Source organism: Mesorhizobium sp. P2_B11 (assembly GCF_056404855.1).
The window spans coordinates 206,594-218,989 of the sequence record NZ_JBFUDF010000002.1; the positions used below are offsets into that span (position 1 = coordinate 206,594).

14 protein-coding genes are annotated in these 12,396 nt (G+C 63.5%); 12 read left to right on the plus strand and 2 right to left on the minus strand.

What is annotated here, in order from left to right; genetic code table 11:
• Positions 1 to 15 precede the first annotated feature (15 nt).
• On the minus strand, positions 16 to 768 hold the full coding sequence (locus AC1DYJ_RS05400) for a sulfite exporter TauE/SafE family protein (RefSeq protein ID WP_477289402.1): 753 nt from the start codon (positions 766 to 768) through the stop codon (positions 16 to 18).
• Between the two features lie 339 nt (positions 769 to 1,107).
• Here AC1DYJ_RS05400 and rplS point away from each other — a divergent pair, with 339 nt between their 5' ends.
• The 9 genes from rplS (at position 1,108) to AC1DYJ_RS05445 (ending at position 10,179) form a co-directional block, all read left to right on the plus strand.
• Entirely contained in the window at positions 1,108 to 1,659 is a 552-nt protein-coding gene (rplS, locus tag AC1DYJ_RS05405; protein ID WP_477289393.1) for a 50S ribosomal protein L19, read from the plus strand.
• A 155-nt stretch (positions 1,660 to 1,814) separates the two neighbouring features.
• On the plus strand, positions 1,815 to 2,246 hold the full coding sequence (locus AC1DYJ_RS05410) for an organic hydroperoxide resistance protein (protein ID WP_477289395.1): 432 nt from the start codon (positions 1,815 to 1,817) through the stop codon (positions 2,244 to 2,246).
• On the plus strand, positions 2,243 to 2,740 hold the full coding sequence (locus AC1DYJ_RS05415; protein WP_477289397.1) for a MarR family winged helix-turn-helix transcriptional regulator: 498 nt from the start codon (positions 2,243 to 2,245) through the stop codon (positions 2,738 to 2,740). The genes AC1DYJ_RS05410 and AC1DYJ_RS05415 overlap by 4 nt, the downstream gene beginning before the upstream one ends.
• Positions 2,741 to 2,977: 237 nt before the next feature.
• Positions 2,978 to 3,778, plus strand: coding sequence for a transporter substrate-binding domain-containing protein (locus tag AC1DYJ_RS05420; protein WP_477289399.1), 801 nt, complete (start codon positions 2,978 to 2,980; stop codon positions 3,776 to 3,778).
• 169 nt (positions 3,779 to 3,947) lie between these two features.
• A complete protein-coding gene (locus AC1DYJ_RS05425) occupies positions 3,948 to 4,763 on the plus strand; it encodes an amino acid ABC transporter permease (protein ID WP_477288517.1) in 816 nt (271 codons plus the stop codon).
• A gap of 58 nt (positions 4,764 to 4,821) precedes the next feature.
• On the plus strand, positions 4,822 to 5,457 hold the full coding sequence (locus AC1DYJ_RS05430) for a class I SAM-dependent DNA methyltransferase (RefSeq protein WP_477288519.1): 636 nt from the start codon (positions 4,822 to 4,824) through the stop codon (positions 5,455 to 5,457).
• Between the two features lie 563 nt (positions 5,458 to 6,020).
• The gene (gene leuC, locus AC1DYJ_RS05435; RefSeq protein WP_477288521.1) at positions 6,021 to 7,430 is read left to right on the plus strand and encodes a 3-isopropylmalate dehydratase large subunit; all 1,410 of its coding nucleotides are present in this window, start codon (positions 6,021 to 6,023) and stop codon (positions 7,428 to 7,430) included.
• 162 nt (positions 7,431 to 7,592) lie between these two features.
• Positions 7,593 to 8,789: a GGDEF domain-containing protein gene (locus tag AC1DYJ_RS05440; protein ID WP_477425982.1), complete on the plus strand. Its 1,197-nt coding sequence runs from the start codon at positions 7,593 to 7,595 to the stop codon at positions 8,787 to 8,789.
• Positions 8,790 to 8,955: 166 nt separating this feature from the next.
• Positions 8,956 to 10,179 carry a GGDEF domain-containing protein gene (locus AC1DYJ_RS05445; RefSeq protein WP_477288524.1) on the plus strand — a complete coding sequence of 408 codons (1,224 nt, stop codon included), beginning with the start codon at positions 8,956 to 8,958 and terminating at the stop codon, positions 10,177 to 10,179.
• Here AC1DYJ_RS05445 and AC1DYJ_RS05450 read toward each other — a convergent pair.
• Positions 10,163 to 10,534: a hypothetical protein gene (locus tag AC1DYJ_RS05450; protein ID WP_477288526.1), complete on the minus strand. Its 372-nt coding sequence runs from the start codon at positions 10,532 to 10,534 to the stop codon at positions 10,163 to 10,165. The genes AC1DYJ_RS05445 and AC1DYJ_RS05450 overlap by 17 nt on opposite strands.
• A 300-nt stretch (positions 10,535 to 10,834) precedes the next feature.
• Between AC1DYJ_RS05450 and AC1DYJ_RS05455 the strand changes: the two genes are divergently transcribed.
• The 3 genes from AC1DYJ_RS05455 (at position 10,835) to sdhD (ending at position 12,396) form a co-directional block, all read left to right on the plus strand.
• The gene (locus AC1DYJ_RS05455) at positions 10,835 to 11,194 is read left to right on the plus strand and encodes a hypothetical protein (RefSeq protein ID WP_477288528.1); all 360 of its coding nucleotides are present in this window, start codon (positions 10,835 to 10,837) and stop codon (positions 11,192 to 11,194) included.
• 384 nt (positions 11,195 to 11,578) lie between these two features.
• On the plus strand, positions 11,579 to 11,998 hold the full coding sequence (gene sdhC / locus AC1DYJ_RS05460; RefSeq protein WP_477288530.1) for a succinate dehydrogenase, cytochrome b556 subunit: 420 nt from the start codon (positions 11,579 to 11,581) through the stop codon (positions 11,996 to 11,998).
• Entirely contained in the window at positions 11,998 to 12,396 is a 399-nt protein-coding gene (gene sdhD / locus AC1DYJ_RS05465) for a succinate dehydrogenase, hydrophobic membrane anchor protein (RefSeq protein ID WP_477288532.1), read from the plus strand. The genes sdhC and sdhD overlap by 1 nt, the downstream gene beginning before the upstream one ends.

The window sequence follows — 12,396 nt, forward strand, 5'->3', positions numbered from 1 at the left end:
TCAGACTGATCCGCCTCAGCCCTTGCTGAAATAGTAGAACGCCAGAAACAGGCCGACGGCGATGACGAAGCCGCGCACGACGTTTTGCGGCACGCGCTTGGCGATCCACACACCGGCATAGCCGCCGAGCGCGCCGCCGGGGATCATGACGATCGCTTGCGGCCAGGCGACGACGCCGCCGGAGACGAAGACGATGATCGCCACCGCCGCGATGACCACGGCCAGCATGTTCTTCAGCGCGTTCAGCCGGTGGTAATCGCCGGACTGGGTCAGGCCGAGCGTCGCCAGCATCATCACGCCCATGCCGGCGCCGAAGAAGCCGCCATAGACGGAGGTAAGAAACTGCGCCAGCGACCCGGCGAGCGAACCGACCGCGGCCTCGTGTCCCGGCTTGGGCGCCGGCTTCAGCCACGGTCCGGCGGCAAACAGCGCCGTCGCGGCCAGCAACAGCCACGGCACCATGGCGCGGAAGGACGGGTTGGACAGCGCCAGCAGGATGAAGGCGCCGGCCAGCGCGCCGGCGGCCGAAATCAGGCAGAGCAGCAGGGCGCCGCGCCAGAAATGCTTGATGTCGGTCCAGTAGGCCAGCGTCGACGTGACATAGCCGGGAAACTGCGTCACCGAGGAGGTGGCGTTGGCGACGATCGGCGGCACGCCGACCAGCGACATGGCGCCGAAGGTGATGAAGGTGCCGCCACCGGCGACCGCATTGCATGCGCCAGACAGAAAGCCTGCCGCAAACAGCAGGACCGCGTCGAGAACGGACATGTCGAAAATTGTCATGAAACTGGCGCCGGACAACAATGCTTCCTCCGGCTTAGGAAGCTTGCGGGGCCGGCGCAACCCTGTACTGGACGATTGCGTGGTGGCATGCGACCAAAAAAGACAGGGCCAAGGCGTGACAAGTGCGTGAAATAGCTGTATGTGCCCGCCCGTACTGGCGAGAAAAATCTCCCAGACCCGTCAACAATGACGGTGTAGTCGCCCCTGCCCGATGTCCGGAAGACAGATGTCTCGGAGACAAAGGGCATAGCCGAGCGGTCAATGGAACTGCAAGGCGAGTGTCGGACGCTCTGACTGTCGGAAGAACAAGAAGTGGATTTTTAGATGGATCTCATCCGTCAGCTCGAGGCCGAACAGGCCGCCAAGATCGAAGCCAAGCGCAAGCTTCCCGAATTCCAGCCCGGCGACACCGTGCGCGTCCAGGTCCGCGTGACCGAAGGCACCCGCACCCGCGTCCAGGCCTATGAGGGCGTCGTCATCGCCCGCTCCGGCGCCGGCTTCCAGGAAAATTTCACCGTCCGCAAGATCTCCTACGGCGAAGGCGTCGAGCGCGTTTTCCCGGTCTACTCGCCGATGGTCGAGGGCGTCGAGATCGTGCGCCGCGGCAAGGTGCGTCGCGCCAAGCTTTATTACCTGCGCGATCGTCGCGGCAAGTCGGCCCGTATTTCGGAAAACACCGGCGTGCGCGCCCGCAAGCTCAACGATGAGGAGCGCGATGCGCTGAACGCCGAGAAGGCCCGCATCGAGGCCGAGAAGGTCGCTGCCGCCCAGGCGCTGGCCGCCGAGACGGCCGCCAAGGAAGCCGCCGAGAAGAAGGCCGCCGCCGAGGCTGAGGCAGCAGCCAAGGCTGCCGCGGAAGCGACCCCGGCCGAATAAGATCTCGGCCAAGGATTTCGAAAAGGCGGCTTCGGCCGCCTTTTTTCGTTTCACCGGACTGTGAGCGATTGTCGACCGAAAAGTCGGTCGCGGCTGTTGACAGCAAATTATCTTGTACACTAAATAATCGTGCACAAGCTAATTGGAGAACTGAAATGTCCGCACTCTACACCACACAGGCTCACGTCACCGGCGGTCGCGCCGGCCATGGCGAGACCAGCGACGGCCTGCTCAAGGTCGACCTCGCTTTGCCAAAGGAGCTCGGCGGAGCCGGTGGCGCCACCAATCCCGAGCAGCTGTTCGCGGTCGGCTATGCCGCCTGCTTCGAAAGCGCCATCCGCTTCGTCGCGCGCAAGCAGAAGCTGCCACTGACCGATGCGTCGGTGACCTCGACCGTCAGCCTGCTTCCCAATGGCGAAGGCTTCAAGCTCGGTGTCGCGCTCGCCGCCGAGACGAAAGGCCTTGATCAGGCGGCGGCGGAAGCGCTTGTATCGGAAGCGCACAAGATCTGCCCCTATTCCAATGCCATCAAGGGCAATATCGAGGTGGCGCTTTCGACAGTGGCGCTTCCGGCAAAGGCAGCATGACGACGAAGACCGAAACCAGAGCCAGCGAAGTCCCGGCGGATACCGCCGGGACGATCGCTGTACCGCGCCTCGACCAGCAGCTCTGCTTCGCGCTCTATTCGGCAAGCGGGTTGATGACCAAGCTCTATCGGCCGCTGCTCGACCCGCTCGGCCTGACCTATCCGCAATATCTTGCGATGCTGGCGCTGTGGCAGCATGCGCCGAGCACGGTCGGCGACCTCGGCGAGGCGCTGGGGCTGGATTCGGCGACGTTGACGCCGCTGCTCAAGCGGCTCGAGCTGAGCGGCCTCGTCACCCGCCGGCGCGATCCGGCCGACGAGCGCCGCGTGCTGGTCGAACCGACCGCCAAGGGCCAGGCGCTGCGCGCCAGCATCAAGGATGTGTCAGCGGGGCTCGCCTGCGCCATGCCGCTGGACGTCGAGGAGCTAAGGTCGCTGCACAGCACCTTGACCGGGTTTGTCGCCAAATTGCGTGACGCCACGTCAACGCCGTGACCCGTCATTTGACGGTTTCCCTTCTATCCGGGAGCGGCTTAGTTTGCCGTCGCGCAGTCAGGGAATAGATGCCGGCCGCGAAGAGTTCTAAAACCGCGCCGGTTCAAGGCATTGAAATCCACTTTCACCCGGCCTTAAGCACCGGACCGGCTTGCAAGCCGTCTGCGGACCGCTAAAGTCGCGCCCGGATTTCATGCGAGCCCGCCTGCATACGGGCTTCTCACCCTGGAGTGTGTCATGACCAAATCGAAACTGCTGTTGGCCGCACTTGCGGCCTGTCTTCTCGCGCCCGTCGCTGCATGGGCGGCCGATGCGCTGCCTGACCTCGGCGGCAAGAAGGTGGTGGTGGTGACGGAAAACGCCTATCCGCCGCTACAGTTCATCGACGCCAAGACGGGAAAACAGATCGGCTGGGAATATGACGCGATGGACGAGATCGCCAAGCGGCTGAACTTCAAGGTCGAGTACCAGAACACCTCCTGGGATGCGATGATCCAGGCGGTTTCCGACAACCAGTACAACATTGGCATGACCGGCATCACCATCAAGGACGACCGCAAGGAGAAGGTCGACTTCTCCGACCCCTATATGCGTTCGGAGCAGTTCATGCTGGTGCGCGGCGACGAAAGCCGCTTCACCGACGCCAAGACCTTTGGCGCCTTCAAGGACGGGCTGATCGGCGCGCAGGCCGGCACGACGCCTTTCTACACCGCCGTCTACAGCGTGCTCGACGGCAATGAGCAGAACCCGCGCATCAAACTGTTCGAGACCTTCGGCGCCACCGTGCAGGCGCTGAAGTCGGGCGACGTCGATGTCGTCCTGACCGATGGCACCGCCGGCAAGGGCTATGTCGACGCCTCCGAAGGCAAGCTCAAGCTGATCGGCGGCCCACTCGGCACCGAGGATTTCGGCTTCATCTTCCCGAAGGGCTCGGACCTGGTGAAGCCGGTCAACGCCGCCATCGCCGCGCTCAAGGCGGATGGCACGCTGGATGCGCTGAACAAGAAGTGGTTTCTTGACTACAAGATGGGGCAGTGAGTTCCGTCGCCTTACCCTCCCCCTTGTGGGGAGGGTCGATCCGCGAAGCGGRGCGGGGTGGGGGTGCCAGCGCTGGCGCCCTGTCACCACCCCCACCCCGGCTCACCAGCTTTGCAATGCAAAGCTTGTTCGCCGACCCTCCCCACAAGGGGGAGGGTGAAGCGCCCTGATGGCCACGCCTCCCGCCGCCACCTCAAAATCCGACTTCCCCTGGTGGCTTGCCGCCGCGATCGTGCTTGCCGTCCTGGCCGCGCTCTTTATTGCCGCCAGCGATCTCTATGCCCAGGTTTTCGCCACTGTCGCCAAAGGCATCGGCATCACCGTCTTCGTCACCGTGGTCGCCTTTGCGCTGGCCTCGGCCATTGGGCTCGGCATCGCCTTGATGGGGCTGTCGGGGTCGCGCTGGCTGAGCCAGATCGCCCGCTTCTATGTCGAGATCATCCGCGGCGTGCCTATCCTGGTGCTGTTGTTCTGGATCGCCTTTGCCGGAGCGCCGGCATTCGTCGCGGCGTGGAACGCGCTGACCGCGCCGCTGCAGAATGCCGGCTTTTTCGGCGAACTGCTGGTGCGCGATGTCTCGCTGTTGTGGCGCGCCATCATGGCGCTGACCATCGGCTATTCCGCCTTCATCTCCGAGGTCTTTCGCGCCGGCATCCAGTCGGTCGAGAAGGGGCAGATCGAGGCGGCCAAGGCGCTGGGTCTTTCGCGCACGCAGCGCTTTCGGCTGATCGTGTTTCCGCAAGCGATCCGAACCATCCTGCCGCCGCTCGGCAATGACTTCGTCGCCATGGTCAAGGATTCGTCGCTGGTCTCAGTGCTCGGCGTCGCCGACATCACCCAGATGGGCAAGATCTACGCCGCCGGCTCGTTCCGCTTCTTCGAGACCTATTCGATCGTCGCCTATATCTACCTCATCCTGACCGTCGGCCTGTCGCTGGCGCTGCGGGCGCTGGAGCAGCGGTTGCGGCGGGCGCACGAGGAATAGAAGTTCCGCGACGACCGGGCTACGATCGCGAAAAGACCGTGCCGGGAGGATGCAAGCGATGAATGTCGACAAGGCCAATGCGGCGCTGGATTCTGTCTATTCGGCCGACACGCCGGAAGGGCTGGCCAAGGCCTATGCCGACTGGGCCGCGACCTATGACAGCGAAACCGCCTCGCTCGGCTATTTGCTGCCGTTCCTGATCACCGCCTGGGTGGCGCGCCATGTGCCGGCGGGCGAAGGTCCGCTGCTCGACGCCGGCTGCGGCACCGGCCTGTCCGGACCGTCGCTCAAGGCGCTGGGCTATTCCGACATTGCCGGGCTCGATCTCTCCGACGACATGCTGAAGATCGCCGGCAGCCGCAATGCCTATGGCGATCTGAGAAAGGCCATGCTTGGCGGCCCGCTGCCCTGGCCGGCCGGACATTTCCGCGCTTTCTTTTCGACCGGGGTGTTCACCATCAGCCATGCGCCGGCGTCCGGCCTGCATGAGCTTGTCCGCATCACGAAGAAGGGCGGCCACGCCATCTTCACCGTGCGCGACCAGGTGTTCGAAAGCGGCGGCTTCCAGGCGGTGTTCGATGACCTGGAGCGCGCCGGGAAATGGCGGCCGGTCGAGCAAAGCCCATGGTTCCGCTGCTACGCCATTGCGGAGCCGGATGCACTGGTGAAGACTTTCGTGTTCGAGGTGCTTTGAGCGGCGAGTTCGCCCACCTTGGTACCCTTCCTCTCCCTCCGGAGGGGGGAGAGGTGGCGCTGCGAAGCAGCGACGGAGTGGGGGAAGCCGGTCGTCAATCGCGCGCCGCTGACAACTCACCACAAGGCCTCAATCAACGCGAGGTATCATCCCGGCTTGAAGCAACAATGGCATGGCCTAGCCAGGTCGACCCCCACTCCGTCGAGCTTCGCTCGACACCTCTCCCCCGATCGACGGGGGAGAGGAAAGGCGCGAGCTCGCTGACCTTGGTGCTCTTCCTCCCCCGAAGGTGTGGGAGTGAGGGCGAGGAACCCAAGTCCTGCCGTACCGCTCTCCGCAATTGCCGAAAAGCCAAAACATTGGTATGAGCCACGCCATGGAAGAGCTTTTTGGCGATCCGGCCTACAAGGGTTTCGTGCTGCAGGACAGAAAACGCCTGCCGTCGCGTTTCTCCGCGCGCGTTTCCGGCGCGCTTACCAGCCGACTTAGCTGAGCCCTTCGGCGCGCCGGCCGTTGTCCGGCGCTTCTCCTCTTCCCTTTTGCAAATCGACGGATTTACGCACATGAGCGCACCGCGCACCCTCTACGACAAGATATTCGACGAGCATGTCGTCGACCGCCAGGACGACGGCACCTGCCTGCTCTACATCGACCGCCACCTCGTCCATGAAGTGACCAGCCCGCAGGCCTTCGAAGGCCTGCGCATGAGCGGCCGCAAAGTCCGGCATCCGGAAAAGACGCTGGCCGTGGTCGATCACAATGTCTCGACCTCGCCCGAGCGCAAGTTCGGCATCAAGAACGAGGAAAGCCGCATCCAGGTCGAGGCGCTGGCCACCAACGCCCGGGATTTCGGCATCGAGTATTATTCCGAGAACGATATCCGCCAGGGCATCGTCCACATTATCGGCCCGGAGCAGGGCTTTACCCTGCCCGGCATGACCATCGTCTGCGGCGACAGTCACACGTCCACGCACGGTGCTTTTGGAGCATTGGCGCATGGCATCGGCACGTCGGAGGTCGAGCATGTGCTGGCCACACAGACGCTGATCCAGCGCAAGGCCAAGAACATGCTGGTGCGTGTCGACGGCAAGCTGCCGGAAGGCGTCACCGCCAAGGACATCATCCTGGCCATCATCGGCGAGATCGGCACTGCCGGCGGCACCGGCTACGTCATCGAATATGCCGGCGAGGCGATCCGCGCGCTGTCGATGGAAGGCCGCATGACGATCTGCAACATGTCGATCGAGGGCGGCGCGCGCGCCGGCCTGATCGCCGCCGACGAGACCACCTTCGCCTATGTCAAGGACAAGCCGCGCGCGCCGAAAGGTGCGGCGTGGGATTCTGCCCTCGAATACTGGAAGACACTGCAGTCCGACGAGGGCGCCCATTTCGACAAGGTGATCGTGCTCGACGCGGCCAAACTGCCGCCGATCGTCTCCTGGGGCTCTTCGCCCGAGGACGTGGTTTCGGTGCAGGGCGTCGTTCCCAATCCCGAAGAGATCACCGACGAGAACAAGCGCACCTCGAAGATCCGCGCGCTCGACTATATGGGCCTGACGCCGGGAACCAGGATCACCGACATCACGCTCGACCGTGTCTTCATCGGCTCCTGCACCAATGGCCGCATCGAGGATCTGCGCGCCGTGGCCAAGGTGGTCGAAGGCAAGACCGTCAGTGCGCATGTCGATGCCATGATCGTGCCGGGCTCCGGCCTGGTCAAGGAACAGGCGGAGGCCGAAGGTCTGGACAAGATCTTCATCGCCGCCGGGTTTGACTGGCGCGAGCCGGGCTGCTCGATGTGTCTGGCCATGAACGACGACCGGCTGAAGCCGCATGAACGCTGCGCCTCGACCTCGAACCGCAATTTCGAGGGCCGGCAGGGTTTCAAGGGCCGCACCCATCTGGTGTCGCCGGCAATGGCGGCAGCAGCGGCGATCGCGGGCCATTTCGTCGACATCCGCGACTGGAAATAGGCTTCCGGCACGCAGTTCAGAACGCTTGTCAGACCCCGGACCGCATCGCGGACCGGGGTCTTTTTTCATCCGAACTGCCCGCATATTCGCTCACGCTTAACCGCTTGTTGGGGCTTGCGCCGTATGGTCTTCCCTGACGTCAAGCGGGGAAGTCACTGTCCTTTGGACACCGGTCTGTTCATTGCGCTGCTCAATCCGACGATCGCGCTGGCGCTCGGCGCGGCGTTCCTTGTGCTGTGGTTCTATCAGCGCCACCGGCCTTATCTGGCCGTGCTCGGCGTAAGCTATTGCGCGTCCGCGCCCGGCTTCCTGCTGCAGTATTTTACCTTGCCTGTCGGCATGGTGCTGACCAAGCTCGCCTCCAACCTCTGCTTCACCTTTGCCGCCTGCTGCCTTGTCGGCGCGGTCATCGCGCGCTACGGCAGGCGTGTCCCCTATATCGCGATCGGCATTCTGGCGGGTGGCGGGCTGGCTGCGTTTTGCTGGTTCCTGTTCGTGGAGCCGGACCTCACCTGGCGCATCCTATCCATCAATTTCGGCTTTGGCGGCCTCAGCCTGCTGGTCGCCGCCGAGTTGCGTGCCGTGCGCAACAATGGCCCGACCGAAAAGATCCTGTTCGTGCTGTCGTTGCTGTCGGGGCTGAATTTCATCGGCCGGACGCTTCTGGTCGTCATCTCGCACGGGCCTTTCACCAGCTATGACGGCTTCTACGGCTCGTCCTACTGGACGACGGCGCTTTTGACGCACGCGCTGCTGTCGCTGCTGATCGCGCTCAGTCTGTTCTCGGCCGCAGCGCTCGACGTGATGAAGGCGCTGAAGACCGAGACGCATACCGACCCGCTGTCCGGCCTGTTCAACCGCAGGGGTTTTGAAGAGCGCGCCTTGCTGGTTTTGGAGCATTGCGCCGCCGCCAAGGTGCCGGTCGCGCTGGTGCTGGCCGATCTCGACCACTTCAAGGCGCTCAACGACCGCTACGGACACGCCGCGGGCGACCAGGTGATCGCCGACTTCGCCGCCAAGCTTCGCGCCGCCGCCGGCGCGCGCGCCGTTGCCGGGCGCATCGGCGGCGAGGAGTTCGCCGTGCTTTTGTCGCTGAGCGACCTTGCCACGGCGCGGCTGTTTGCCGAGGCCGTGCGCACGCACTATTCGGCCGGCAGCGTCGATGGGCTGCCGCCGGGCACCAAGGTGACCGCGAGCTTCGGCGTCGCGGCGCGCACCGGCGAAGAAGGGCTGGAACCGCTGATGCGACGCGCCGACGAGGCGCTCTACAAGGCCAAGAAAAACGGCCGCGACAGCGTGCGATTGTCCTATGAGCGGGCTGAAACGGTGTTCATTCCGGATTCCGGCAGCGCCAGCTAAAGCAATTCCAGGAAAAGTGTGAGCGGTTTTCCGTACGGAATTGCGTCAAAGCAAGGGGATAGAGCAGTTCACCGTTTCCGTGAAAAGGTGAACTGCTCTAAAGGACTGTGTTAACGTCTTTTTCGCGCGTCGATGATTTGCTGTTGGCCAGAGCGCGAAAGAGGTCATGAGCAGCGCAGACGTCATTCTTGTCATCAACATGTGCGTCGCCGGCCTGCTGGCCGCGGCCTTCATGACCATCGCTGTTCATGGCGTGGGGCGTGCGGCGGCGCGCTGGCTGGCGTTCGGCTATGTCCTGGGCATAGTCTATTGTGTCATCGAGTTCAGCATCCCGGCCTTTGCCAATGCGCGGCCCCCAGTCGTCGCCGCCTTTGCGGTTTTCCTCGGCGCCACCATTGCCTTCAATGGCGGGCTCGCGCGCAAATACGAGGTGACGTCGCCCTGGGCGCCGATGCTGTTCTTCCTGGTCCTCGCCACCGTCGCCGTCTATTTCGTGCAGGACCTGCCACGGCAATCGCTCGTCCGCATGATGGCTTACCAGCTTCCCTATGCCGCCATGCAATTCGTCGGGCTGGCCATCGTCTGGTTGTCCAGGCAAAGACGCGGGTGGCTCGACACGGCTCTGATGATCGTGCTGGCGGCCAGTGCCGTGCAGTTCGCCTCAAAGCCATTCATTGCGGGCGCTCTGGGCGGCTGGGGTGCCAACCCGCAGTCTTATCTGCAAAGCAGCTACGCTCTGGTGTCGCAGTCGCTGGGCACCGTGTTCGCGCTGGCGCTGGCGCTCTTGATCCTGGCCGTGCTGGTTCGCGACGTCCTGGCCGAGGCGACGTCAAGGTCGGAAACGGACATGCTCTCACAGCTGCTCAACCGCGGCGGCTTCGAGCGCCAAGCCAAGCTGGCGCTGCGCGACGCCGCGCGCCAGGGTGTTCCGGTGGCGCTGGTCATTGCCGATCTCGACCATTTCAAGGGCATCAACGACAGTTTTGGCCACGCTTCCGGCGACCGCGTCATCGAGACCTTTGCCGGCTTCCTGCGCGACGCCGCTGCCGACCATCATGTCGCCGGCCGCATCGGCGGCGAGGAATTCGCCATCATCCTGCCGGGCACCAACCTTGCCGCTGCAAGGCTGTTTGCCGAGGGCGCGCGCAGCGCCTTTGGTGCTTTGCCGATCGAGGGCCTGCCGGCCGACCACCGCTGCAGTGCCAGCTTCGGCGTCGCCGAACTTCATGTGGGGGAGTATTTTTCCCACCTGCTGCGGCGCGCGGACGACGCGCTCTATCAGGCCAAGGGTTCAGGCCGCAACTGCGTGCGCGTCTCGACCGGGCTAACCGTCGTGCGGCAGCCGGGCACCAAGGCCGGCCAAACCGATTGGTCTAGCGGCAAGGGCTGAGGTTGGGCATCTCGCCATCGGACAGGCCGTACATATAGGACCGGCCCTTCACGAACACCGGCGGCTGGTAGCAGCCCCGTCTGGAGACGTGGTCCGCCTCATCTTCATAAAGGACTTCGGGTTCTGCTTCCGGCTGGCCAGCGCTGGTGTAGTCGGACAATTTCCTGGCCAGCTTGCCTTCGCCGACGATGATGCGCTTGTAGCCGGCGGCGCTGTCGATGACGAGATTGCCGAAGGAATCGGCATAGACGCGGTCATGATGACGCGACCAGGCCATTGCCGGGGCGGCGAAGCCGAGACTGGCTGCGGCCAGCACAAGCGCGGCAAGGCGCGTTCTTCCTGAATTCGAAAGCATGGTGTCCCCTCTGCTCTGGACCCGTTCGAATCCGAAATTAACCTTTTATTAACCTTTGTTAAGAGGGCAGGGGCATCCGGCGACGATCTCTTGATAAACATGGTTAATATCCGACCGGATGGAAAACCCGTCGGCCATCTTTCGGCCATGCTTGGCCGCACCATCGAGCCTTAGGGCACAGCAATTGAAATGATGCCGGGTGAGCTTGATCCTGGCGCAGCATCGCGGCTGATTTGCCGCGCGGAGGACAACCATATGGCGTTACGCCGGACCTATCGGATAACGCTTGCGGTTGTTGCCATGCTGAGCACAGCTGCCTGCGTGCCGCAAAACAACGGACCGAAGGCCGCAAGCGCTGCCGCTCCTCCCGTCTCGATGGCGCCCGGCGCACCCGTGACGGCTGCTCCCATCACCGTCGAAACGGCCGCGCCGCAACCGCGCACCGCGACCTACAATTGCGCCGGGGGCGACAGGATCACCATCGAGAATCTCGGCACATCGCTGCATGTGCTCAGCGCCGACGGCACAGCGGAGGATCTGCCGGCCTCGCCGGCCAACCAGAACAGCCGCTATGGCGTGGCCCATGACGCAATCGTGATCGACGGACGCGAGGCGCTGGTGATGAAGGGTGGGAAGACGCCCGTGACCTGCAAGCGCTGACGGGCGTATTGATATTCAGGTGAGGCCGGCCTGCGAACAGCAGCGTCCTGCGCTTCCGGTGCTCACGTACCCAAAAGTACGCTCCGCTCCGGTTCTCGGACGCCACTATTCTCGGCTCGGCCTGACCTGAATCTCAACACGCCCGTAGAGCTTGTACCGGACTTAAATTTCGCAGTGCAGCGAACGGTGCGCCGGCTTCGGGCCGATCCCTAATCGATTGAAGCGGAAAGCCGGGCTTTTGTCAGACTAAATGACGTTTTCAAAACGATTTTCTGGCTTTGACGCGGTGCAAAAAGAGCATTAGAAACCGGCTGTCTGAAGTCATATATCGAGGCGGTAAATGCCGCTTTCTACCGCGGCTCCGGACATCGAACTGGGGCAGCCATGAGCAAATCACCAGCCACCCGAACCGCCAGACGTGAACGGCCGCTCTCGCCGCATCTGACGATCTACCGGCCGCCAATCACCATGACGATGTCGATCATCCATCGCATCACCGGCGGCGCGCTGTATTTCGGTACGCTGCTGGTCGCTGCCTGGCTGATGGCTGCGGCGAGCTCGCAAGCCACGTTCGACTGGGTCAACTGGGCCTTCGGCACCTGGCTCGGCCGCCTCATTCTGTTCGGCTACACCTGGGCCCTGATGCACCACATGCTGGGCGGCATTCGTCACTTCATCTGGGACACCGGCGCCGGGCTCGAGAAACACACGGCATCGAAGATCGCCTGGGCGACGCTCGCCGGCTCGGTTTTGCTCACGCTGCTGATCTGGGTCGCCGGCTATATGGCGCGGGGAGCCCTGTGATGAGCGGCAACAACAGCAACGACATGCGCACGCCGATGGCCAAGGTCCGCGGCCTCGGCTCGTCCCACGAAGGCACGCAGCATTTCTGGCGCCAGCGGCTGACGGCGCTCGCCAACATCCCGCTGACGCTGTTCTTCGTCGGCTTCCTGATCGCGCTTAACGGCGCCGGCTATGCCGAGGTGCGGGCCGCACTCGCCAATCCATTCGTGGCGCTGGTGATGATCCTTTTCCTGATCTCCGGGCTCTACCACATGCGGCTCGGCATGCAGGTGATCATCGAGGACTATGTGATCAGCGAAGGCCTGAAGCTGCTGACGATCGCGCTCAGCACATTTTTCACCATAGCGGTCGGCGTCGCCTCGATCTTCGCCCTGCTCAAGCTGGCATTTGGAGGCTGA